The following is a 22836-nucleotide window of genomic DNA, read 5'->3' as shown; positions in this document are numbered from 1 at the left end:
TGGCCGCATCCCGTCAAAACGGCAGCCCCTGCGGGCTGCCGTTTTTCATGGTCGTCGCGGCGCTGGTTACGATTGGTCACAGTTTGCCGGGCACGCTGCCGCTACCATGCTGTTGCCACAGGCTTAAACAGATGATCGCGGTTGTTGATCGTATTTCGATACAAAAGCGGATTGTCTGCGCCGGTCCAGGGACTCGTGTCATGAACCGGTAACGAGCGTGGGCAGGGCTGGTGCCAGTACCGGGTTTCAGGATCCGGGTTGCCGGCTCGCGACAGACAGCATGACCTTATCCATAACAAGCAGCGGCCAAAGAACACGCTGCACATGGCAACGAAGAACAAACAGCAAACGGGAGAGATAGATGTTCAAAACGGTAAAAGCCCAATTCATGGCTATGGTGGGCGCAGCGGCCATCGGCATCGTACTGATGACCATCTGGGCGCTGTTCAACCTTGGCCAGACCCTGACCGAGCAGGCGGTGCGCGATACCCGCCGGCTGGCAGAAAGTGCGGCCAGACTGGTGGAAAGCTATGAGGCACAGGCGGCGACGCTGGGTGAGAACGAGGCACAAAAGCAGGCGATGGCGGCGGTGATGGCGATGCGTTTCGGCGAGGACGGTTACTTCTTCGTCACTGACGAGCGCTTCACCTACCTGGGCCACCCGATCCGTCGCAACCTGGTCGGCAGCAGCATGACGACGCAGGTCGACCCCAACGGCGTCAACCTCGGTGAAGCTTTCCGCCAGGCGCTGGCCGGCGGCGGCGTCGCCGAGTATCACTGGGCCAAGCCCGGTTTTGAGCAACCGGTAGGCAAGATCGCAGTCGTCCAGAAAACGGCCCGTTGGGGCTGGGTAATCGGCACCGGCATCTACGTCGACCATATCGACAACGCGGTGTGGCGCCAGGCGCTGTTCCTCGGCGCCGGCTTGGTCGGCCTGTTGCTGCTGCTTCTGGCCATCGGCTACGTGATCGGCCGCCGCCTGGTCGGCCAGCTCGGCGGTGAGCCGGCCTACGCGGTGGAAGTGGTGGCGGCGATTTCCGCCGGGCGGCTGGATACCGCGGTCGATGTCAGCAAGGCCGAGCAGGGCAGCCTGTTGCTCAGCATCGCCGACATGCAGCAGCACCTGCGCGACATGGTGGGGCAGGTGATCACCAATGCCGACTACCTGGTGTCGGTGGCCGACGGGCTGATGGACAACGTCGACCGCGTCGCCGGCGGTTCCGACCGCCAGAGCGGGGCGGCCACCGCGATGGCGGCGTCGGTGGAGCAGATGACGGTCGGCATCAACCATATCGCCGCCAATGCCGAACACGCACACGAGCTGGGGCGCAACTCCGGCCAGCTGTCGCGTGACGGCGCGGCGGTGGTGCGCAAGGCGGTGGACGAGATGCGGGTGATCAGCGACGTGGTCGGCACCGCCTCGCAAAGCCTGCAGCGGCTGGTGGAGGATGTCGGCAATATTTCCTCCATCGTCGGCGTGATCCGCGATGTCGCCGACCAGACCAATCTGCTGGCGCTGAATGCGGCGATCGAGGCGGCGCGTGCCGGCGAGCTGGGCCGCGGCTTTGCCGTGGTCGCCGACGAGGTGCGCAAGCTGGCAGAGCGCACCGCGCAGGCCACCGGCGACATCGTCGACAAGATCGAGCAGATCCGCCGCCTGTCGGCCGATACCAGCCAGGCGATGGTGGAGACGGTGGCGCGCGTCGCCGCCGGCCGTGCGCTGGCCGACGAGGGCGGCACGGCCATCGCCAGCATCGAAGAGGCGTCGGCGGCGGTGCTGCGCGCGGTGGAGGACATCTCACTGGCGCTGAAGGAGCAGAGCGTGGCCAGCAACGACATCGCCGTCAACGTCGAGGGCATTGCCGGCAGCGCCAGCGACAACGCCGCCGCCGCGCGTGCCGCCGCCGACGCGACGCAGAGCATGCACGGCCTCGCCGGCGAGCTGCACCAGTCGGTGACCAAGTTCCACCTCGGCTAAGCGCCGCCTGTTCGTGCCCGCCGCCGGCCAAGGTGGCGGGTACGGCTTTGACGGCAGCGCTTGCGGCCAACCTTGGCAGCGGCCGGGGAGTGTGTTCTCCTTGCGCCTTTGCCGCCGGAGCCTCCGATGACCCCACCTTCCCCGCTTGACGCCGCGCTGGCGCAGTATTTCGGTTTTGACGGCTTCCGCGACGGCCAGCGCGAGGTGGTGCAGGCGCTGCTGGACGGCCATTCCGCGATGGCGATCTTCCCCACCGGCTCCGGCAAGTCGCTGTGCTACCAGCTGGCCGCGACGCAGCTGCCGCACCTGACGCTGGTGATCTCGCCGCTGTTGGCGCTGATGCGCGACCAGCTGGCATTTTTGCAGCAGAAGGGCATCGCCGCGGCGGCCATCGACTCCAGCCAGAGCCGCGACGAGGCGCAGCAGGTGATGGCCGACGTGCGCGCCGGGCGCATCAAGGTGCTGATGGTGTCGGTGGAGCGGCTGAAGAACGAGCGCTTCCGCCGCTTTATCGCCGAAGTGCCGCTGTCGCTGCTGGTGGTGGACGAAGCGCACTGCATCTCCGAGTGGGGCCACAACTTCCGGCCGGATTACCTCAAGCTGCCGCAGTACCGCCAGCAGCTGGCCATCCCGCAGGTGCTGCTGCTGACCGCCACCGCCACTCCGGCGGTGATGCAGGACATGGCGCGCCGCTTCGATATCGCGCCCGAGCACATCACCGTCACCGGCTTCTACCGTTCCAATCTGCACCTGCACGTGCGCGCGGTGGCACAGGCGGACAAGGACGCGATGCTGCTGAAGCTGCTGGCGCGCACGCCGGGCGCCGCCTGCGTGGTGTACGTCACCCAGCAGCAGACGGCGGAAACGTTGGCCGCACGGCTGCAGGCGCAGGGTGTCGGCGCCGCCGCCTACCACGCCGGGCTGGACAGCGCGCTGCGCGAGCAGATCCAGGACGAGTTCATGCGTGGTGACACGCCGGTGATCGTCGCGACGATTGCCTTTGGGATGGGCATCGATAAAGGCAATATCCGCCAGGTGATCCACTACGACCTGCCGAAATCGGTGGAAAACTACAGCCAGGAAATCGGCCGCGCCGGCCGCGACGGCGAGGTGTCGCTGTGCACGCTGCTGGGCAACCGCGACGGCCTGCACGTGCTGGAAAACTTCGTCTACGGCGACACGCCGCAGCAGGCATCGATCGCGCTGGTGTTGCAGCGCATCCGCGACGAGGCGCAGCACGGGCAGTGGGAGATGACGCTGTACGGCTTGTCGGCGGACAGCAATATCCGCCAGCTGCCGCTGAAGACGCTGCTGGTGTATCTGGAGGTGCAGGGCATCCTGCAGGCGCAGTACAGCTACTACAGCGATTACCGCTTCCAGCTGCGAGAGGACGAAGCTGCGCTGCTGGCGCACTTCAAGGACGAGCGCCGCGAGTTCGTCGCCGCGTTGCTGACACACAGCAAGCTGGGGCGCAGCTGGTACGCGTTCGACTTCGACAGCTTTCTGCAGGCCTTCCCCGGCCAGCGCCAGCGCGCGGTGACGGCGCTGGAATTCATGGACGAGCGCGGCTGGCTGACGCTGGAAACCAAGCAGATGACCGAGGTGTACGCGGTGAACGACGCCGCCTTCGATGTCGCCACACTGGCCGCCAGCCTCTATCGCCAGTTCCAGGCGCGCGAGGACAGCGAACTGGCGCGGCTACAGCAGATGCTGCGCCTGTTCGAAACGGAAAGCTGTCTGAGCTTCGCGCTGGCTAGCTATTTCGGCGACAGCGCGGCGCCGCGCGAGTGCGGCCATTGCCTGGTGTGTCGCGGCAAGCCGGCACGGTTGCCGGCAGCCCCGGCGCTGACAGCACTGGACGCGGCCACGCTGCACGGCGCGCTGGCGGCGCTGCACGACAAGCTGGGTGCGGCCGCGACGCCGCATCTGGCGGCCTGCTTCTTGTGCGGTATCACCCTGCCACGGCTGACGGCGCTGCGCGCGGCACGGCTACCCGGCTTCGGCCGCTTTGCCGGCTATCCGTTTGCCAGCGTGCGTGAGCTGTTGTCGGTGGAAATGGCGTAAGGGGAGGCGTTGCGGCCAACCTTGGCCGCAACGTTTGAATGCTCAGTAGAAGCCGAGTGCGCCGAGCAGGCTGAAGATCAGTACGAAGCAGGTGATGCCGGTCAGCAGTAGGTTGGTCTGCTTTTCCTTGTGCAGCGAGGTTTCCAGCGAGCGCTCCTGCGACTGCAGGCTGTGCAGCTTGTGCTGCAGCTCGGCGCGTTCCTCATCGTGGCGCGACAGCGTGGTCAGCAGCGCGTTGAGCGATACCTCGGCCACCTTTTCGTTGTCCCAGCCACTGATCAGCTGCCGCACGCGGGCCTTGTGATAGCGGCCGTGTACCTGGCTGCCGTCATCCCACTCGAAATCGAAGCCGTGCGCCGCCAGCCGGCTGTTGCGGTGCGCGCGCGCCTCTTCGCCCTCCGCCTCCGGCGCCGGCAGCACGCTGGGCAGCACGCGGTAGTCCGGGTAGCGTTGTTTCAGCCAGCTGATCGCCTGCGAGTAGGCGTAGCCGGACAGGCCGAGACCGGAGATTTCCGGGCTGAGGCTGAAGCCGGATTTCGGCCCGAACGACACCGTGTGCGACGGGTGATCGACCGCCACCTGCAGGCAGTTGCGGGTGTTCATCCATTCTGACGCCTCGCCGCGCAGCGGCAGCCACTGGCTGCCCTCGGCGCGGGCGAAGGTGACGAACTGGATGCGGAAAAAATCGGACTGGAAGGTATGGCCGCTGCTGATGCGGCTGAACAGGTAGATCGGCACCCCGTTGTCGAGCAGCGCGATCAGCTGCTCCGCCTGCGGCGTGCTGCGGCCGGCAAGATGGCTCTCGTCTTCCGGCGACGGCAACGGGATCGCCTCCGGCTCGCTGGCGGTTTTGTCGATTTTCGGTGGCGTTTTCAGGCTTCGGCTGGACATGGCGGCATGGTTTCAATCGTGCGTGGCGGCTAGCGTACACCATTGGCTGCCGGACGTCAGGAAACGAGGGCGGCTGAGGTAGTGGATAAGCAAGAGCCACCTTTCGGGTGGCATGCGGCTTCTTCTGCGCCAGCATGGCAGCGGTCGCTCACGAGCGGGCGGTCGCGCACCATCTCTAGGATGGTTTCTTGCACGGATGTTCTCTACAGCAACTCGCTGAGAGTGGCCTCGGTCCAAATGGTCGGATTGGGCTATATCTTGGTCAATAGCCAAAGAGTCATCCGGTGGCGAGGAGCTTCTTTGGTCTGATGAACCAGATCGGGAGGGCATGAGATCATGTTCAACAAGGATCGTTTTATCCAGGATTGCTTGAGCGCTATTTCCGGGGGCCATGAGGCGATTAGTGAGCTGGTGGCCGAAGCGGTGTCGGATAGCGCCGGGGTGATGGCCGAGCTTGGCGAGCCGCAACATGCCGGCCTTACGCCGCTATTCAGGTCGCCTGATCTTACCGTCATCAGCTTTGTCTGGGCGCCGTGCATGAGCCTGATGCCGCACAATCACCAGATGTTTTCGGTGGTCGGCATCTATACCGGGCGCGAGGACAACGTCTTCTGGAAGCGGACGGGAACGACGATAGAGGCAGTCGGTGCCAAGTCGTTGGGGGCTGGCGATGTTGCCACGCTCGATAGTGACGTTATCCACTCGGTGCTGAATCCGATCGGGAAGATGACTTGTGCGATACACGTCTATGGCGGAGATTTCTTCGCACCCCCCATACCGCGCAGTGAATGGGACCACGAAACGCTCATCGAAGCGCCATGGAATGTCGAGCACGCCAAGTCGCTGTTTCGGGAGGCCGAGGCACGCTTTCGTGCGAGCCTCGGATAGCCGGGTCAATTCAAGCCGCCTTGTTTTGAATTGCGGCCAACCTTTGTGCGCCGGCCAAGCCCAAGCAGCACCGCAATGAAAAATGGCTGCTTCCGTCACCGGAAGCAGCCATTTGCCTTGTCAGGCCAAGCCGGCTTGTCACACCGGCCAAGCCTGACGTGACGCTTACGCCAGATCGAAACGGTCCAGGTTCATCACCTTGCTCCACGCTGCCACGAAGTCGTTGACGAACTTCGGCTGCGCGTCGCTGCAGGCGTACACCTCGGCCAGTGCCCGCAGTTGCGAGTTGGAGCCAAACACCAGGTCCACGGTGGTGGCGGTCCACTTCTGTGCGCCGGTGGCGCGGTCACGGCCTTCCAGTACGCCGTCGGTGGCGGATTTCTGCCACTTGGTACCCATGTCGAGCAGGTTGACGAAGAAGTCGTTGCTCAGGGTTCCGGGGCGCTGGGTGAACACGCCGTGCTGTGCCTGGCCGGCGTTGGCGCCCAGCACGCGCAGGCCGCCGATCAGCACCGTCATTTCCGGCGCGCTCAGCGTCAGCAACTGCGCCTTGTCGATCAGCAGCTCGGCGGCGGCGCCCTCCAGCCCGGGCTGCACGTAGTTGCGGAAGCCGTCCGCACGTGGTTCCAGCACCGCGAACGAGGCGACGTCGGTCTGGTCCTGCGTGGCATCGGTACGACCCGGCGCAAACGGCACGGTCACCTGCTGGCCGGCCTGCTTGGCGGCGGCCTCGATGGCGGCACCACCGGCGAGCACGATCAGGTCGGCCAGCGAGATCTTCTTGCCGCCGGCGGCGCCGGCGTTGAAGTCCTGCTGGATCGCGGCCAACGTTTGCAGTACCTGCGCCAGTTGCGCCGGCTGGTTGACCGCCCAGTCTTTCTGCGGCGCCAGGCGGATGCGCGCGCCGTTGGCGCCGCCGCGCTTGTCACTGCCACGGAAGGTGGCGGCGGCGGCCCAGGCGGTGCCGACCAGCTGTGCCACGGACAGGCCGGAGGCGAGCACCTTGGTCTTCAGCGCGGCGATGTCCTGCGCGTCGACCAGCGGGTGGTCCACGGCCGGCACCGGGTCCTGCCAGATCAGTTCTTCCGCCGGTACCAGCTTGCCGAGGTAGCGGGCGCGCGGGCCCATGTCGCGGTGGGTGAGCTTGAACCAGGCGCGGGCGAAGGCATCGGCAAATGCCTGCGGGTCCTGATGGAAGCGGCGCGCAATCGGTTCGTAGATCGGGTCGAGGCGCAGCGACAGGTCGGCGGTGGTCATCATCGGCGGGTGCTTCTTGCTCGGGTTGTGCGCGTCCGGAATCATGTCTTCCGGCTTCACGTCCTTGGCCACCCACTGGTGCGCGCCGGCCGGGCTCTTGGTCAGTTCCCACTCGTAGCCGAACAGGGTGTTGAAGTAGCCGTGGTCCCAGGTGGTGGGGTTGGGTTTCCACGCGCCTTCGATGCCGCTGGTGGTGGCGTGCACGCCCTTGCCGCTACCGAACTGGTTGATCCAGCCGAGGCCCATTTCCTCGAGTGGTGCGCCTTCCGGTTCCGGGCCGACCAGTGCCGGGTCGCCGGCGCCGTGCGCCTTGCCAAAGGTGTGGCCGCCGGCGACCAGCGCCACGGTTTCCTCGTCGTCCATCGCCATGCGGGCGAAGGTTTCGCGCACGTCACGCCCGGAGGCGACCGGGTCCGGGTTGCCATTGGGGCCTTCCGGGTTGACGTAGATCAGGCCCATCTGCACCGCGGCCAGCGGGTTTGCCAGCTCGCGATCACCGCTGTAGCGCTTGTCGCCCAGCCAGGTGCTCTCCGGTCCCCAGTAGATGTCTTCTTCCGGCGCCCAGATGTCCGGGCGGCCGCCGCCGAAGCCGAAGGTCTTGAAGCCCATCGATTCCAGTGCCACGTTGCCGGCGAGGATGAACAGGTCGGCCCACGACAGCTTGCGGCCGTATTTCTGCTTGATCGGCCACAGCAGGCGGCGCGCCTTGTCGAGGTTGCCGTTGTCCGGCCAGCTGTTGAGCGGGGCGAAGCGCTGGTTGCCGGTGCCGGCGCCGCCGCGGCCGTCGGCGATGCGGTAGGTGCCGGCGGCGTGCCAGGCCATGCGGATCATCAGGCCGCCGTAGTGGCCCCAGTCCGCCGGCCACCAGTCCTGCGAATCGGTCATCAGCGCGTGCAGGTCGGCGACCACGGCATCCAGATCCAGGGTCTTGAATTCTGCGGCATAGTCGAACGCCTCGCCCATCGGGTCGGACTTGGCGGAGTGCTGGTGCAGGATGCCCAGCTTCAGCTGATTGGGCCACCAGTCACCGTTGGAGGGGCCGCCGGCTACGGTGTGCGGGGCTGCGCTACCCGAAAACGGGCACTTGGCTTCTGTCGACATGGTTATCTCCTGTTGCTTTTGATTGCCAGCGGATCACGCCAGGTGGCGGGTCCGCTGCGGTTGGCTGGGGTTGACTTGACTGCTGATCTGAGCGTCATCGCCGGCGCCGGCCACCCGGCTGGTTGCCGGGCACTGGCCATCACGCGGGTTGCGGCCAACGTGGTGGCTTACTGCATCCACACCAGGTTGGCCCACATCTCGTCGAGGGTGATGTGCTGGCGGAAGAAACGTTTCATGGTCTTGCTCCTTGCAGATCGCTTGATGACTGGATTATGGATACCGGTTATGCATTTGTTAAATTGATTGTTGTTTTTAGTTTGTTAGCTTTTTGCTATTTATCTGCCATGCCGCCCGCATCGGGTGCCCATTGCGCCGTGCTGGTGCACGCGCCATGTCGTGGTGATTCTTTTTATAGCGGCAAAGTGGCGAATTGGCAGCGCCGGCGGCGCTTTTTGCTGGCACGGCAATTGCTCAATAGTCGGCGAGGGTAGCTGTGGTGGCTGCGCCTCGCTTGAGAGTCTGTCCCGTTGCTTCTGTCGGCATACTGCTAGACACGCCCGTTCCCGCGCTGGGGGCGGGCGATTTTTTTGCGCCGCCCGCGCGCCGCGGCGGTTAAGCAATGCCGCGCAACGCGCTATACTCGCCGCTTCGATCACCGGGGGTGTCTGCCGCAGGCAGACTGAGAGATACCCCAGAACCTGATCTGGGTCATGCCAGCGGAGGGAGCGTGATGCGCGGCCAGTCCGCGTCCCGCTTCTTCTTTTGGTCGGCACCATTACCAAAAGAGGATGTCTGCAATGTTCAAGAAGTCCGTACTGCTGCTGGCGCTGGCCGGCGTTTCCCTGACTACCCTGGCCGCCGAGCTGCGGGTGATGACGCACAGCTCGTTCAGCCTGCCGAAAGAGCGCATCGCCGAGTTCGAGAAGCAAAGCGGCGCCAAGCTGGCCATCATCAAGGGCGGCGATGCTGGCGAGATGCTCAACAAGCTGATCCTGACCCGTGCCAATCCGGTGGCCGACGTGGTGTACGGCATCGACAACACCCTGATCGGCAAGGCCAACGCCGCCGGCGTGCTGGAGCCGACCAGCAGCAAGGTTGGCCGCAACGTGGCGGTGGCCAGCCTGCCGGGCGCGGTGGCCATCGACTACGGCTATGTCACCCTCAACATCGACAAGGCCTGGTTCGCGAACAGCAAGCTGCCGCTGCCGGCGACGCTGGACGACCTGACCAAGCCTGCCTACAAGAACCTGCTGGTGGTGGAAAACCCGGCGACCTCCAGCCCCGGTCTCGCCTTCCTGCTGGCGACCATCGCCGGTAAGGGCGAAGAGGGCGCCTTCCAGTGGTGGGGCAAGCTGCGCGACAACGGCCTGAAGGTGGCCAAGGGCTGGAGCGAGGCCTACTACACCGACTTCACCCGCAACGGCGGCGCGCGCCCGATCGTGGTCAGCTACGCCACCAGCCCGGCGGCGGAAGTGTTCTACAGCAAGGAAAAACTGGCCGAATCGCCGACCGCCAACCTGTTGCTGAAAGGCGGCGTGTTCATGCAGGTGGAGGGTGTGGCCAAAGTCAAGGGCGGGCTGCAGCCGCAGCTGGCACAGCAGTTCGTCGATTTCCTGCGCGGCGAGGCGGTGCAGAAAGAGCTGCAGACCAGCATGTGGATGTACCCGGCGGTCGCCGGCGTGGCGCTGGCGCCGGTGTTCAAGCACGCCGCGCAGCCGGCCAGCTTCAGCAACCCGGACCTGAAGGCGATGCAGCACAAGACCGCCGCCTGGGTCAGCCGCTGGACGCGACTGGTGATCAAGAACGCGCCGTGATGCGGCGGGCTGCCGGCGCGCTCCGGCAGCGGGGTGTTTTCGCGACGGTAACGGCGGCAGCCGTTACCGTTTTCCATTGTCGTGATGCAGAAAGTGTTGCCCTTGTCTGATTTCCGCTGGCTGGCCTTGCCGCCGCTGTTATTTCTGCTGCTGCTGGTCGGGCTGCCGCTGTCGCGCCTGCTGTACGAGGGCGGGCTGGCATTCAGTCCGGCGCTCCTGAGTGATGCCTACCTGCAGTGGCGCCTAGGCTGGTCGCTGCTGCAGGCGGCGGCCACCTGCGTGCTAACTCTATTACTCGGCCTGCCGCTGGCGTGGGTGCTGGCGCACTTCGAGTTCCGCGGCCGCGCGCTGCTGTTGCGGGTGCTGATGCTGCCCTTCGTGATGCCGACGCTGGTCGCCGGCCTCGGCGTGCTGGCGCTGTTCGGCCCGCACGGCGTCAGCGGGCTGAACCTGCAGGACACGCCGTGGCTGCTGCTGTACGGCAACCTGTTCTACAACCTGCCGCTCTTGATCCGCGCCGCGGTGGACGGCTTCGACCACGTGCCGGCCAGCCGGCTGATGGTGGCGCGCACGCTGGGTGCCTCGCGCTGGCGCGCGTTCTGGCGCGTGGAGTGGCCGGTGGTGCGGCCGTGGCTGGCGTCGGCGCTGTGCCTGATCTTCTTGTACTGCTTCTCCGGCTTCGGCCTCGCGCTGCTGCTCGGCGGCCAGCGGTACGCCACGGTGGAGGTCGAGATCTACTCGCTGGTCGCCTACGAGCTGAACCTGGCCGATGCCGGCGCACTGGCGCTGCTGATGCTGCTGCTCGGCGCCGTCATCGCGCTGCTGTACGCGCTGATCGAGCGCCGCCTGGCGCGGCCGGACAAGCGCAGCCCGCCGCTGCGCCAGCCGGTGCAAGGTTGGCCGCAACGGCTGCTGCTCTTGGCCAGCCTGCTGCTGTTGGCGCTGTTTGCCGCCGCGCCGCTGCTGGCGGTGCTGCTGCGCGCGCTGCTGGCTGATGCCGCGGCGTGGCGGGTGCTGCTGCAGGACGACACCCTGCTGGCGCTGGGCAACACGCTGCGCTTTTCGCTGCTGGCGCTGCTGCTGGCGACTCTCCTGGGCCTGCTGCACGGGCTGGCGGCGCAGCGCAGCGCCGGCCTGCGCGCGCTGATGTTCCTGCCCTTCATGGTGTCGCCGGTGTGCGTTGCCTTTGGTCTGCTGCTGGCCTATCCCGCCTACAGCGCGACGCTGGCGCTGCTGGTGGCCGCCTACGCGCTCCTGGCCTACCCGTTTGTCGCCAAGGCGGTGGTCAGCGCTCGCGACGCCTTGCCGCCGGCGCTGCCCAATGCCGCGCGCACGCTGGGCGCGTCGCCGTGGCGCGTGTTCTGGCGCGTCAGCCTGCCGCTGATGCGCCCGGCGCTGCGCCGTGGCATGGCGTTTGCCGCCGCCACCGCCGTCGGCGAGTTCGCGGTCAGCCTGTTCCTGTCGCGCCCGGAATGGCTGACGCTGACCACGCTGATCTACCAGCATCTGGGCCGCCCCGGCGCGGCCAACCTTGAGGCGGCGCTGGTGTTGTCCAGCGTACTGCTGCTGCTGGCGCTGCTGGCATTCATGGCCATCGAGTGGCCGGAGAAGACCCATGCTCGAACTTCGTGACCTGGCGCTGGCCTTTGCCGGCCGCCGTGTGCTGGACGGCCTGTCGCTACAGGTGGCGGCCGGCGAAACCGTGGCCCTGCTCGGCCCCTCCGGCGAGGGCAAGTCCAGCCTGCTGGCGGTGATCGCCGGCCTGTTGCGGCCACAGCGCGGCCAGGTGTGGCTGGGCGGGCGCGACATCAGCCGCCTGCCGCCGGAAGAGCGCCAGCTGGCGATGATGTTCCAGGACCACGCCTTGTTCCCGCACCTCGATGCTGCGGCCAACGTGGCTTTCGGCCTGCAGGAACGCGGCGTGCCGCGCGCCGTCGCACGGCAGCGTGCCGAGGCGGCGCTGGCGGCGGTGGGGCTGGCCGGCCGTGGCGCGGCCGCCTGCCACCAGCTGTCCGGCGGCGAGCAGCAGCGGGTGGCGCTGGCGCGGGCGCTGATCGGCGAGCCGGCGCTGTTCCTGCTCGACGAGCCGTTTTCCAGCCTCGACACCCATCTCAAGCAGCAGCTGATCGACGACCTGCGCCAGCGGCTGTCCGCGATGGCGGTGCCGACGCTGCTGGTGACGCACGACCGCCACGAGGCGTTCGCGCTGGCCGACCGCGTCGCCATCCTGCAGCACGGACGGCTGATCCAGGTCGGCACCCCGGGCGAGGTGCTGGCGCGGCCGGCCAGCGCCTGGGTGGCGCGCTTCGTCGGCTTCGACAACGTCGCCGCCGATCACGCCATCCCGCCGGCGGCCTTCCTGCTCGGCGATGGTCAGCCGTTGCGCACGGTGAAGCTGGTCGAGCCGCGGGTGGAGGGCTGCCGCGTGGTGGTGGCCGGCGACGACGGCGACTGGGTGCTGTCGCTGTCGGCGCGCGAGCTGGCCACACAGCCGTATCCGCAGCGAGGCGGCCATCTGGCGGTGGGCGTCGATGCCGCGGCGCTGCTGCGCTGGTAGCGCTTTGCGGCGTCAGCCAGCGGCACGCGGCCGGCGCCGGGCTTGAGGCGGAACAGGTGCCGGGCGCGGCTTTTGGTGTAAACTGCCACGCCTGTTTCCGGATAATTGCAGAAAGAACGCACCATGAAGCCGCATATTCTCGACACCCTCCACCAAGCCCGTAGCGCGCTGGACGCGCTGCTGGCCAATCCGGCGGCGCTGGCTGCCATCGGCGATGCCGGTGATGCGCTGGTGAACGCCTTCCGCCAGGGCAAACGGGTGTTCAGCTGCGGCAACGGTGGCTCGATGTGCGACGCGATGCACTTTGCCGAGGAGCTGTCCGGCCGCTACCGCCTGAACCGCAAGGCATTGCCGGCGGCGTCGATCAGCGACCCCAGCCACATCAGCTGCGTCGGCAACGATTACGGCTACGAGGCGATCTTCTCGCGCTATCTGGAGGCGCACGCCGGGCAGGGCGACGTGCTGCTGGCGATCAGCACCAGCGGCAGCAGCAAGAACATCCTCGCCGCTGTGAACGCGGCGAAAGCGCTGGGCGTCACCGTGGTGGCGCTGACCGGCCGTCCCGGTTCGGTGATCGGCGAGCTGGCCGACATCGACGTCTGCACCCCCGGCGGCCAGTACGCCGACCGCGTGCAGGAGCTGCACATCAAGGTGATCCACATCCTGATCGAGTCGGTGGAGCGCGAGCTGTTCCCGGAAAACTACGCCTGATTGTCATCGGCATGAAATATAAAGCCTGCTCGTGAGCAGGCTTTTTTTTATTCAATTGCGACATGGTGTTACAGCTTTCCCGCTGCAGCAGTCTGGTTTTATCTTGGCTTTAATTGAGCAGGATTGGCATGAAAGTCGTTCCGGTGGCATTTCCCAAGGCAAGGCTTGGAAATTGTGCGCCGCAGCATGCGAATTGCGTCATAAAATTGCTTATATGCTATGTCTTTGGCAACTAAGTAGAAATACTGGGTGCCAAAAGATCGCATTGCGCTGGGGCCGGGTTGGCACTAGATATCAACAGTGATGTCATCAGGATTACCCCTGGTGCCGCGCTCAACCCCACCGGAGCCACCCCCATGCTGCGCAATCCCACCATCGGCCAGCGTCTCAGTTTTCTGGTCATCGTCCTGCTCGCCATCGCCGCCTTCCTCGGCGGCTACGGCATGTATACCCAGTCCAAGATTATTGCCGATTTTTCAAGTACTTATCACGATCGCGTGGTGCCGCTGCAGCAGCTGAAGCTGGTGGCGGACGGCTACGCGGTCAGCATTGTCGATGCCGCGCACAAGGTCCGCGCCGGCGCGCTGAACCGCGACGGTTTTCTCGCCAATCTGGATCAGGCGCGCACGCAGATCCGCCAGCAGTGGCAGGCCTACCGCGCCACCGAGTTGACCGCGAACGAGCTGCAGCTGGCGCAGCAGGCGGAGCGCAGCATGCAGGCGGCCGACCATACCGTCGACCGGCTGCGCGAACTGGTGGTGGCCGGCGATAACGCGGCGTTGCAGACATTTAATGACGCGCAGCTGTATCCGGGGCTGGACCCGGTATCGGGGCGCATCTCCGCGCTGATCGACCTGCAGCTGAAGGTGGCGGCGCAGGAGTACGCCGCGGCCGAGGCCGACGCCGCCTTCTGCGCGCGGGTGTCGCTGGCGCTGATGCTGCTGGGCATGGTGCTGGGTGCGGCGCTGGGCTACACCATCATCCGCCGTTTGCTGTCGCAACTGGGCGGCGAGCCGAACGACGTGGTGGCGCTGGCCGGACGCATCGCCAACGGCGACCTCAGCCTGCAGCTGCCGGTGCGCGGCGGTGACCGCCACAGCATCGTCGCCTCGATGGCGCAGATGCAGCAGGCGCTGATCGCGCTGGTGCGCAACCTGGATGGCATCGTGGCGCGGCTGACGGTGAATGCGTCCGAACTGGCGGCCGCCTCGGAGCAGGTCGCGGTCAGCGCCGAGGAACAGACCCGCTCCGCGGCGTCGATGTCCGCCGCGGTGGAGCAGCTGTCGGTGAGCATCGCGTCGGTCAGCGACAATGCCCGCGATGTCGCCACCGACGCGCAGGCGTCCGGCAGCCTGGCGCAACAGGGGCAGGGCATCATCGAGCGCACCGTGCACACCATCCACCAGGTGACGCAGCAGGCGCGCGACGCCAGCCGCCAGGCGGACCTGCTCGGCAACAAGTCGCAGCAGATTGCCAATGTGGTGCAGGTGATCCGTGACGTGGCGGAGCAGACCAATCTGCTGGCGCTGAATGCGGCGATCGAGGCCGCCCGTGCTGGCGAGCAGGGTCGCGGCTTTGCCGTGGTCGCCGACGAGGTGCGCAAGCTGTCGGAGCGTACCGCGCAATCCACCGCCGAGATCAGCAGCATCATCGGCGAGATGCTGGACAACAGCCAGCGGGTGGTGGCCGGCATACACGGCACGGTCGGGCAGATGGAGGACGGCCTGCAGCAGAGCCAGCAGGCGCAGGGCGCGGTGGCCGGCATCGGCGACAACGTTGGCCGCATCAACCACGCCATCGCCGAGATCTCGGTGGCGCTGGTGCAGCAGCAGGCGGCCGGCAGCGGCATCGCCGGCAATGTCGAGCAGGTGGCGCAGATGTCGGAGGAAACGTGCAGTGCCGCGGCACAAACGGCGGCATCGGCCGGTCAGCTGGAGCAGATGGCGCACGAGCTGAAGGCCGCCATCGATTTCTTCTCGCTGCCCGCCACCAGCGCGCCGGCACGCGACACGGCGTTCGCGATGCCGCTGGCCAGCCGGCTGCAACCCGCCTGATGTCGTACCAGCCGGACCGTAGCAAGCGACACGGCCCCATTCAGGGCCGTGTTGTTGTTGGCGCTCAGAACGGGTTCACGATCTGGCACGCTCACGCGGGACAAGGCGAAACCGGCTGAGGCAGCGGCGTTTATCCCGATGTAACAAGCATGCCGCCACCGTTTTGAACGCGGCATCACCCCGTTGATATCAGTCGCAGCGGATCGTGTCAGGCAGCGACGGTTTCCTGCGGCTGGCACACGTCCACCCAGTGGCCGTCGACCACGGCGACCAGCTGCGCCAGGCTGATGCGCACCGCGGTGTGTACGTCGCCGGCGGCGGGCAAGACCTCGTCAAAGGCCTGCAGCGAGCTGTCCAGATACACCGGCAAGTCGGTGGCGAGGCCGAACGGGCACACGCCGCCGACCGGGTGCCCGGTCAGCGCTTCCACCTCGTCGGACGGCAGCATGCGGCCCTTGCCGAAGGCTTCCTTGAATTTGCGGTTGTCGATGCGGGCATCGCCGCGCGCCACCAGCAAGACCACCCGGCCATCGCCCAGGCGGAACGCCAGCGTCTTGGCGATGCGTCCCGGCTCGACCCCATGCGCCTCGGCCGCCAGCGCCACGGTGGCGGTGCTGGTTTCCAGTTCGATGATGGCGATGTCCGGCAGGCGGGCGGCAAAAAACTCACGGACGGATTGCAGACTCATGGCGACCTCGGCTTGATGGCGAAGCGTTTATCTTGACAAGGTCGACGGGGTTTGAACATCCCCCGCACCCCGGCTGGCCGGGGGGATGCGATGGCGCTGTGGCGGTGGTGGCGAGCCGGCGGGGGATGTCGGGAGACCAGGCTGCGTCCGCCCGAGCCCCCGAGATGCTGCGACGCAGGGCGCAAAGGTTGGCCGCAGCGCGCGGGGAGGACACAGCAAAACCGCCGCGAGGGCGGCGGTTTGCTTGGCGGGATCGGCCGGCGGCCGGCGCGGCTCAGTTGTGCCGGTCGCGGCCGCGTTGCTGCTGCTGTTCAAGTAGCAGCTCTTCCTCGGTTGGCGGCCTGCCTCTGGATGGCTGCCGTTGCTGTGGCGGCTGTCTGGTTTCCGAATCCTGTTGCCGCTGCTCGGTGCGGGAGCGGTTCGGGTTGCCCTGTGGTTGCCGTGGCATGTCGGGTCGCTGTTGCTGCTCGATCCGCGGTTGGCCCGGTGCGGACTGCCGTGGTGCGTCCTGTTGTGGTTGACGGCCTGGTGCTTGCCGCACGTCGGGGCGTTGTTGCTGCTCCATCCGCGGCTGGTTCGGCGCGGGTTGTCGCTGCATGTCCGGTGCAGGCTGGCGGCCTGGTGACTGCCGCACGTCGGGTCGCTGTTGCTGCGGCTCGGTTCGCTGCTGGTTCGGCACCGGTTGTCGCTGCATGTCCGGTGCAGGCTGGCGGCTTGGCGATTGCCGCACGTCGGGGCGTTGCTGCTGCTGTTCGATCCGCGGCTGGCTCGGGCTGCCTCGCTGCTGGAAATGCTGCTGCGTTACCTCTTCGCGTGGCTGATAGCGGTAATTCCGCGAGCGGATCTCGCGCAGCTGTTCGGACGAGCGCGGATAGTTTCTTTCCGAATATTGCCGCTGATAGTGCGGCAATGGTGCCGGGGCGGGTGCGGAGCGCTGATCCCAGCGATCCCAGTCACGATGGCGTTCGCTCCAGTCACGCCCCCAGTGTTCGTCCCAGCGCGGCGCGCGGTCGGCACGCCAGTAACGGAAGTACATCGGCGGCCGGCGATAGTAGCGGATCGGCACCCGCAACACGAACAGCGGCATGTATTCCGGCTCTACCTCCCACCACGGCCCGTTGTACCAGTCGCTGGCATACCAGCGGTCGTCCTCGTAGGCCCAGTACAGCCCGTCGTAGAAGAAGAAATTGAAGTTGAGGCGGGGGGCGTAGTAAACCGGATAGCCCGGCACCCTGACCATGGCCGGATACGCCGGCAGGTTGATGCCCAGGCTGATGCCGGGCAGTTCGATGCCAATGCCGATACTGAGCTGGGCGTGGCTAGGCAGCGCCGGGAATAGCAGCATGGATAAAGCAAGCAGGAGATAGCGCATTTCGGTTCTCCAGTAGGATAAACAGCCATCGCGGCGACGACTGTTGTGACCGAGGCTTGCCGACGAAGACGAGATCGTGGGCACTGAATGGAGCTGGAACAAACGAAGGCGAGAGCAACCAGTCCGCGTGAAGGCGCCTGCCATACCGGTTTCGGCGCCCATCAAGCTGCCAGCAGGGCCGTGCTCCGCCGTGTCGGGAACCATGCCGCTGCGACAACCACCTGTTGCCAAACAAAGACGGCTCCGTACGGAGCGCGCAATGAAAAAAACACACTGTGTGGCACAGCCATGCATCCAGGCGCGCCCTTGCACCAAGGGTGAATTAACAACGCTTCATCTTTACATTCTAGGCCGGATACGCCGCATTGCGAGGGCTACCGGCGGGCCTCGCCCGCAAGCCCACGCCGCGGTCGTCATGCCGCAGCGCTATCTGCCGCCATCCACCCGTGGCGTGCGCGACTACAAAGCCAACTGCGCAAGGGGGCCAGGCAGGGGGCAGTCACTTGAACGGCTGCCGAGGCGAACGACCTGCGGCCGGAGACGTGGCAGCGGGGCAGGTTGTCGGCCAAAACGGCCATCCAGTCCCCAGGCATGGCGTGGCCGATTGCCGCTAGCAAACAGACATTCGATGACAAACAACGATGTCTCCACGGAGCTGGGGTAACTGCAGCCAGATATCCGGCGCATATCGGACGCGAGTGAGGTGACTTGCCCGCCAGTTGACACGCCCCCGGCGAACTGCGACCCTTCCCGCCTCAATTTATTAGCCATTGCCCGCCATGAAAATCACCCAAAACACCGCCGTCACCCTGCGCATGAAAGTTACAGACAGCCAGGGTCTGGTTTACGACGATGGCAAGAATCCCGTCTCCTACCTGCACGGCGACTACGACAACCTGTTTCCTAAACTGGAAGCCGCACTGGAAGGTCAGGAAGCAGGCTTTCAAACCACGCTGGAACTCGCAACTGAAGACACCTTCGGCGAGCGCGACGAAGCCCTGGTCACCACCATGCCCAAGGCCGACTTCCCGCCCGGCGTCAAGGTCGGCGGCCAGATCCAGCGCATCGGCCCGGATGGCGAGCCGCGCTACTACTTCGTCACCAAGATCAAAGGCCCCACCGTATTGCTGGACGGCAACCACCCACTGTGCGGTAAGACCCTGCGCTTCGCCATCACGGTAGCGGACGTGCGTGAGGCAAGCGCCGAGGAAATTGCCCACCAGCATGTACATGGCGAGCACGGGCATCAGCACTGATACCTCCCCGCTCCTCACAAACAAGGCCCTCCCTCCGTCGGGAGGGCTTTGTTTTGCCTGAACCCCACCTGCTATGGCCAGGAAGCGCGATCAGATGCTAGCGCTTTTCGGCAAGCTGGGATCCTGTCCCAGCCATGCCGAAGTCGTCGCCATGAATCGTACGGCGAACTCCGTTGTTGGGTGAGCAAGTCCCCCAAGCCAGGAGCGATAGGCTCGGGACGCTGCGGCGCATTTGCGCAGGCGTGACAACAGAATCGCCATCTACTCTATGCCTTTCGCAATCAGGCGCAGTCGGAGGCATGCGCTTTTACGATGGCTACGGATGAAGTGTTCACGGGGAGGCACAGGGCTGCGGTCAGCAGTGCCAAGCTCATATGGCACAAGTAGACGGCATTAAAGTCAGCACGTTGTAAACCGGGGCTCCCGAGCAGTAGGACGGTGAGGGCGACACCCATGACTGAACCAATTTGCCGTATCGCCTGGTTGATGGCAGCACCTATGGCGTAATGGCCGGAGGGTAGGTGGCTGACCGCCGCCCCCGACAGCGCCGGCAACACCATGCCCACGCCAAGGCCACTCAACAGCATGCCCGGCAGCCAGTCGGTCAGATACGCGGGCTCGGTGCCGGGCACCAGCAAAAACCACAGCGCGCTGGCCGCGTAGATCAGGCCTCCCACAACCAGCAAAGGTCGGTGACCATGCCGGCTCGCGATTCGGCCCGACACAGCGGCTACCGGAATCACCAGCAGCGGTCCGGGTGCCATTGCCAGACCAGCCAGCGGCAACGAATAGTGCCAGATCGACTTCATGTAAAAAAAGAAGGCGAAAAACATCATCGAGAACGCGATGCCGAAGCTCAACGTTGCGAGATTGACGTAACGGTATGTGGCATTGCGGAACAAGCCCAGGTCCACCAGTGGCGCGGTGCTAACCCGAGCCCAGACGACAAATCCGACGACGCATGCTAACCCGATGCCTGCAGCAGCCAGCAGCTCATGGCGTGACCAGGCTGGCGACTCCGCTTGCACAATGGACAGCGCCAGTGCGCCGATGCCGACGATCAGCAAGCCCATGCCCACCAGGTCCAGTGGGCGCCCCTCGGTAGGTTGCTTCGTTTCCGTCAGCAGTGTTGCACCGCGCCAGATGGCAAGAAGACCCATCGGCACATTCAGGTAGAACGCCCACTGCCACCCGAGCGATGTGATTACTAATGCCCCCAGACTGGGGCCCACCGCTGCCGCCAGACCACCGACCGCTCCCCATAGGCTGACCGCCACAGCACGTTTGTTTGTCGGGAACGCCGCCAGCACGAGCGAGAGCGATGCCGGCGTCAGCAATGCAGCCCCAATGGCCTGCAGAACTCTGGCTGCGACCAGTCCCTCTACGCTGACCGCCAAACCACAGGCCACAGAAGCCGCCAGAAACAGCGCAACGCCAACGAGAAATACCTGCTTGTGCCCGTGCTTGTCTGCCAATCCGCCGGATGGGATCAGCATCGCAGCATAGGCCACGGTGTAGGCATTGAGCACCCACGAGAGGTCTGCCGCAGTAGCCAGCGGGCAACCGGCCCGCAAGGCGCTGAAGGCGGCGAACAGCATGGTGCCGTCCATAGAAACAAGAAACACCGCCACACTGGCCACCCAGAACACCGGCCATGGTGAGGCGGTGCTGGGGGGCATGCTGGACAAAGCCTGTTCCATGCTGGCGCGCGAGGACATGCTGGACTTTCTGTCTGAATCTGTCATAAGGCTCTTCCGGTCATTTAGGGTGCTCGCTCCCTCGGCGCCAGGCTCATTGAGGTGCGTGCCACTGTTAGAGGGGCGGGATCGATTCAGGCCAGCCCAAACGTTTTCCGCAGGCCTTTCTCGACCGGGCCGGCAGGCATGAAGCGGCGCAGCCTGGCCAGCAGAGACGCCTCACCTTTGGGCGTATGGCGCATCTTCCAGGCGCCCAAGGCGGCATCAACAATCGTGGCGGCCACGCCATCGGGCTCGGGCGCTTTTTGGACATTGTTCAGGATTGCCTGGGAAACGACGCCGAGCTCCTTGTCGTAGTCGGAGATTCTGGAAGCGGTCTGCGGCGCATTGAGGTCCAGCTTGGTTTTGGTGAAGGAGGGTTCGACCAGCGCCACACGTATGCCGAACTGGCGCACCTCGTGATCCAGGGTCTCGGACAGTCCTTCAACGGCATGCTTGGAGGCCGAATAGAGCGCCATGTACGGCGCTGGTAGAAAACCCAGCACCGAACTGACGTTGACGATGCGCCCGGAGCGCTGCTCGCGCATGTGCGGCAGCACGGCCTTGATCGTGCGCAAGAGGCCGAACAGGTTGGTGTCGAACAGTGTCTGGGCTTCGGCAATCGACGTTGCTTCCGTGGCGCCCAGCAAGGTCATGCCCGCGCTGTTGACCAGCACGTCGATGCGCTTGGCTTGATCGATGATGGTCTGGATGCCCCGTTGAATTGACGCGTCGTCACGGATATCCATCTCGATGAGGGCAACGTCGGGTATGGCTTGCGCTTTGGCCGTGTTGCGCACCGTGCCGAATACGCGGCAGCCCTGTTTGGCAAATTGCATGGCGGCGGCACGGCCGATACCCGACGACACGCCGGTAACGACGACAACTTTGGAATTCGGCATGGCAGTTCCTTCTTGTGTAGGTGATTTGGATTGGGGGGTCAGCTTTGCGACGGGCTTGGCCTGATCTTGAACCAGATGGAATACATGGCCGGCAGGAACACGAGCGTCAGGATCGTCCCGGCAAAGGTGCCGCCGATCAGCGTGTAGGCCAGCGTTCCCCAGAACACCGAATGGGTCAGCGGGATGAAGGCCAGGATTGCCGCCAGTGCGGTCAGGATCACCGGACGCGCGCGCTGCACGGTCGCTTCGACCAGCGCACGGTATGGGTCCAGCCCGGCCTCTTCGTTTTCGCGTATCTGCCCGATCAATATCAGCGTGTTGCGCATCAGGATGCCCGACAACGCAATCAGGCCGACCAGCGCATTGATGCCAAAGGGCTGCTGGAACAAGAGTAGCGTCGGCACCACGCCGATCAGTCCCAGCGGGCTGGTCAGGAACACCATCACCATGCCGGCGATGGAGCGCACCTGCAGAATGATGATGAGCAGGGTGATGGCCAGCATGATGGGGAAGATCGGCAGCATGGCGACCGTTGCCTTGCCCGATTCTTCGATGGCGCCAGCCTCCACGATGCGGTAGCCCGCCGGCAGCTTGGCCGTGATAGGCTGGAGTTGCCGGGTCATGGCCGTGGACACGTCAGGCGGCTGCAGGCCTTCGGCGATGTCGCCCCGCACCGTGATGGTCGGCACCCGGTCGCGTCGGCGCATGATTGGCTCTTCCATGCGTACCTCGACCTTGCCCACCTGCGACAGCGGGATGCGCTGCCCGTTGGCGCCGGCCAGGGTGAAATCGCCGATCCTGGCCGGGTCGAGGCGGGTGTCGCCGGCCGAACGCGCGACGACCTGCACCGTGCGAATGTCCTCGCGCACAGCGGTGACAGGAATGCCGCTGAGCAGGAATTGTAGTTGTTGCGCCACGGCGCTGGAGGTCAGGCCCACCGCCTGCAAGCGGTCCTGCTGCAAGGTGAAGTGCAACGTGGGTACGCGTACCCCCCAATCCGTATTGACCGTGCGCATCAGCGGGCTGGCGTCCATGACCTGCTGCACCTCAGCCGCCACTTTGCGCAATACCGCCGGATCCGGGCCGCTGACCCGGTAGGCTACCGGGAAGGGCGAATAGGGGCCAAACACGAGCTGGGTGACGCGCAGGCGCGCCTCGGAGGCCAAACCATCGGCGATGGCCTGCCGCAGCCGGTGTTTCAACGCCTCGCGCTCGTCCTGGTTGTCCGTTCGCACCACGATTTTCGCAAACGACGGATCAGGCAATTCCGGGCCCATCGAGAAATAGAAGCGCGGCGCACCCTGGCCGATGTAGGAAGTAACGATCCTGGCTTCCTCTTGCTTGGCCAGCCAGGCTTCCACCTTCCCGGCCGCGGCGCTGGTCTGGGTGATCGACGTGCCATAGGGCATCTGCACCTCGACCAACACTTCAGGCCGGTCGGAGATCGGGAAGAACTGTTTCTTGACCACCGCCATGCCGAGTACCGACACCACGAAAAGGCCGATCACCGAGCCGGCGACGATCCACTTGCGGGCAATGACGCGCCCCAGCAGCTGGCGAAAGCGGT

Annotated in this window: 17 protein-coding genes and 1 riboswitch; of the genes, 10 read left to right on the top strand and 7 right to left on the bottom strand. The window is 65.5% G+C overall.

Annotation, left to right across the window (positions count from 1 at the left end; translation table 11 throughout):
* The first annotated feature begins 388 nt into the window (after window positions 1-388).
* The gene (locus NOM55_RS15515; protein WP_255909535.1) at window positions 389-1978 is read left to right on the top strand and encodes a methyl-accepting chemotaxis protein; all 1590 of its coding nucleotides are present in this window, start codon (window positions 389-391) and stop codon (window positions 1976-1978) included.
* A gap of 126 nt (window positions 1979-2104) precedes the next feature.
* On the top strand, window positions 2105-4042 hold the full coding sequence (locus NOM55_RS15510; RefSeq protein WP_255909533.1) for an ATP-dependent DNA helicase RecQ: 1938 nt from the start codon (window positions 2105-2107) through the stop codon (window positions 4040-4042).
* A gap of 42 nt (window positions 4043-4084) precedes the next feature.
* Here the strand turns inward: NOM55_RS15510 and NOM55_RS15505 are convergent, their stop codons facing one another.
* Window positions 4085-4933 carry a hypothetical protein gene (locus tag NOM55_RS15505; RefSeq protein ID WP_255909531.1) on the bottom strand — a complete coding sequence of 283 codons (849 nt, stop codon included), beginning with the start codon at window positions 4931-4933 and terminating at the stop codon, window positions 4085-4087.
* 336 nt (window positions 4934-5269) lie between these two features.
* On the opposite strand from NOM55_RS15505, the gene NOM55_RS15500 reads away from it, so the two are divergent.
* Window positions 5270-5821 carry a hypothetical protein gene (locus NOM55_RS15500; RefSeq protein WP_255909529.1) on the top strand — a complete coding sequence of 184 codons (552 nt, stop codon included), beginning with the start codon at window positions 5270-5272 and terminating at the stop codon, window positions 5819-5821.
* A gap of 165 nt (window positions 5822-5986) precedes the next feature.
* Here the strand turns inward: NOM55_RS15500 and katG are convergent, their stop codons facing one another.
* Entirely contained in the window at window positions 5987-8179 is a 2193-nt protein-coding gene (katG, locus tag NOM55_RS15495) for a catalase/peroxidase HPI (RefSeq protein WP_255909527.1), read from the bottom strand.
* 212 nt (window positions 8180-8391) lie between these two features.
* Between katG and NOM55_RS15490 the strand changes: the two genes are divergently transcribed.
* From NOM55_RS15490 to NOM55_RS15465, 6 genes are all read left to right on the top strand, one after another.
* Window positions 8392-8670 carry a hypothetical protein gene (locus tag NOM55_RS15490; protein WP_255909525.1) on the top strand — a complete coding sequence of 93 codons (279 nt, stop codon included), beginning with the start codon at window positions 8392-8394 and terminating at the stop codon, window positions 8668-8670.
* A 156-nt stretch (window positions 8671-8826) separates the two neighbouring features.
* Window positions 8827-8922, top strand: a riboswitch (TPP riboswitch).
* Between the two features lie 54 nt (window positions 8923-8976).
* Window positions 8977-9993 (top strand): thiamine ABC transporter substrate binding subunit, encoded by a 1017-nt coding sequence (locus NOM55_RS15485; RefSeq protein WP_255909523.1) that lies wholly within the window; start codon window positions 8977-8979, stop codon window positions 9991-9993.
* Between the two features lie 84 nt (window positions 9994-10077).
* Entirely contained in the window at window positions 10078-11625 is a 1548-nt protein-coding gene (locus tag NOM55_RS15480) for an ABC transporter permease (protein WP_370687879.1), read from the top strand.
* A complete protein-coding gene (locus NOM55_RS15475; RefSeq protein ID WP_255909519.1) occupies window positions 11609-12550 on the top strand; it encodes an ABC transporter ATP-binding protein in 942 nt (313 codons plus the stop codon). Before NOM55_RS15480 ends, NOM55_RS15475 begins: the two co-directional genes overlap by 17 nt.
* Window positions 12551-12673: 123 nt before the next feature.
* The gene (locus tag NOM55_RS15470) at window positions 12674-13261 is read left to right on the top strand and encodes an SIS domain-containing protein (RefSeq protein WP_255909517.1); all 588 of its coding nucleotides are present in this window, start codon (window positions 12674-12676) and stop codon (window positions 13259-13261) included.
* A gap of 356 nt (window positions 13262-13617) precedes the next feature.
* Window positions 13618-15315: a methyl-accepting chemotaxis protein gene (locus NOM55_RS15465; protein ID WP_255909515.1), complete on the top strand. Its 1698-nt coding sequence runs from the start codon at window positions 13618-13620 to the stop codon at window positions 15313-15315.
* A 208-nt stretch (window positions 15316-15523) separates the two neighbouring features.
* On the opposite strand, the gene NOM55_RS15460 is transcribed toward NOM55_RS15465, so the two are convergent.
* Together NOM55_RS15460 and NOM55_RS15455 are read right to left on the bottom strand one after the other, a co-directional pair.
* Window positions 15524-16003 (bottom strand): YbaK/EbsC family protein, encoded by a 480-nt coding sequence (locus NOM55_RS15460; protein ID WP_047967558.1) that lies wholly within the window; start codon window positions 16001-16003, stop codon window positions 15524-15526.
* A gap of 274 nt (window positions 16004-16277) precedes the next feature.
* Entirely contained in the window at window positions 16278-17375 is a 1098-nt protein-coding gene (locus NOM55_RS15455; protein WP_255909513.1) for a hypothetical protein, read from the bottom strand.
* A 779-nt stretch (window positions 17376-18154) separates the two neighbouring features.
* Here NOM55_RS15455 and NOM55_RS15450 point away from each other — a divergent pair.
* Window positions 18155-18631 (top strand): peptidylprolyl isomerase, encoded by a 477-nt coding sequence (locus tag NOM55_RS15450; RefSeq protein ID WP_255909511.1) that lies wholly within the window; start codon window positions 18155-18157, stop codon window positions 18629-18631.
* A gap of 281 nt (window positions 18632-18912) precedes the next feature.
* Here the strand turns inward: NOM55_RS15450 and NOM55_RS15445 are convergent, their stop codons facing one another.
* From NOM55_RS15445 to NOM55_RS15435, 3 genes are all read right to left on the bottom strand, one after another.
* Window positions 18913-20349 carry an MFS transporter gene (locus NOM55_RS15445; RefSeq protein WP_255909509.1) on the bottom strand — a complete coding sequence of 479 codons (1437 nt, stop codon included), beginning with the start codon at window positions 20347-20349 and terminating at the stop codon, window positions 18913-18915.
* A gap of 113 nt (window positions 20350-20462) precedes the next feature.
* On the bottom strand, window positions 20463-21269 hold the full coding sequence (locus NOM55_RS15440; RefSeq protein ID WP_255909507.1) for an oxidoreductase: 807 nt from the start codon (window positions 21267-21269) through the stop codon (window positions 20463-20465).
* 38 nt (window positions 21270-21307) lie between these two features.
* A partial coding sequence (locus tag NOM55_RS15435) for an efflux RND transporter permease subunit (protein WP_255909505.1) occupies window positions 21308-22836 on the bottom strand: 1529 nt, incomplete at its 5' end.

The sequence above is a fragment of the Vogesella sp. AC12 genome, assembly GCF_024437575.1.
Taxonomy (GTDB): domain Bacteria; phylum Pseudomonadota; class Gammaproteobacteria; order Burkholderiales; family Chromobacteriaceae; genus Vogesella; species Vogesella indigofera.
The sequence above is the reverse complement of the archived record's forward strand: the minus strand, read 5'-3'. Positions and strand labels throughout refer to the sequence as shown.

Coding starts and splice junctions, on each gene's coding strand:
- NOM55_RS15470 (WP_255909517.1), top strand. CDS start 12,674: ATGAAGCCGCATATTCTCGACACCCTCCACCAAGCCCGTAGCGCGCTG.
- NOM55_RS15445 (WP_255909509.1), bottom strand. CDS start 20,349: ATGTCCTCGCGCGCCAGCATGGAACAGGCTTTGTCCAGCATGCCCCCC.
- NOM55_RS15475 (WP_255909519.1), top strand. CDS start 11,609: ATGCTCGAACTTCGTGACCTGGCGCTGGCCTTTGCCGGCCGCCGTGTG.
- NOM55_RS15450 (WP_255909511.1), top strand. CDS start 18,155: ATGAAAATCACCCAAAACACCGCCGTCACCCTGCGCATGAAAGTTACA.
- NOM55_RS15465 (WP_255909515.1), top strand. CDS start 13,618: ATGCTGCGCAATCCCACCATCGGCCAGCGTCTCAGTTTTCTGGTCATC.
- NOM55_RS15500 (WP_255909529.1), top strand. CDS start 5,270: ATGTTCAACAAGGATCGTTTTATCCAGGATTGCTTGAGCGCTATTTCC.
- NOM55_RS15440 (WP_255909507.1), bottom strand. CDS start 21,269: ATGCCGAATTCCAAAGTTGTCGTCGTTACCGGCGTGTCGTCGGGTATC.
- katG (WP_255909527.1), bottom strand. CDS start 8,179: ATGTCGACAGAAGCCAAGTGCCCGTTTTCGGGTAGCGCAGCCCCGCAC.
- NOM55_RS15510 (WP_255909533.1), top strand. CDS start 2,105: ATGACCCCACCTTCCCCGCTTGACGCCGCGCTGGCGCAGTATTTCGGT.
- NOM55_RS15485 (WP_255909523.1), top strand. CDS start 8,977: ATGTTCAAGAAGTCCGTACTGCTGCTGGCGCTGGCCGGCGTTTCCCTG.
- NOM55_RS15480 (WP_370687879.1), top strand. CDS start 10,078: ATGCAGAAAGTGTTGCCCTTGTCTGATTTCCGCTGGCTGGCCTTGCCG.
- NOM55_RS15515 (WP_255909535.1), top strand. CDS start 389: ATGGCTATGGTGGGCGCAGCGGCCATCGGCATCGTACTGATGACCATC.
- NOM55_RS15505 (WP_255909531.1), bottom strand. CDS start 4,933: ATGTCCAGCCGAAGCCTGAAAACGCCACCGAAAATCGACAAAACCGCC.
- NOM55_RS15455 (WP_255909513.1), bottom strand. CDS start 17,375: ATGCGCTATCTCCTGCTTGCTTTATCCATGCTGCTATTCCCGGCGCTG.
- NOM55_RS15460 (WP_047967558.1), bottom strand. CDS start 16,003: ATGAGTCTGCAATCCGTCCGTGAGTTTTTTGCCGCCCGCCTGCCGGAC.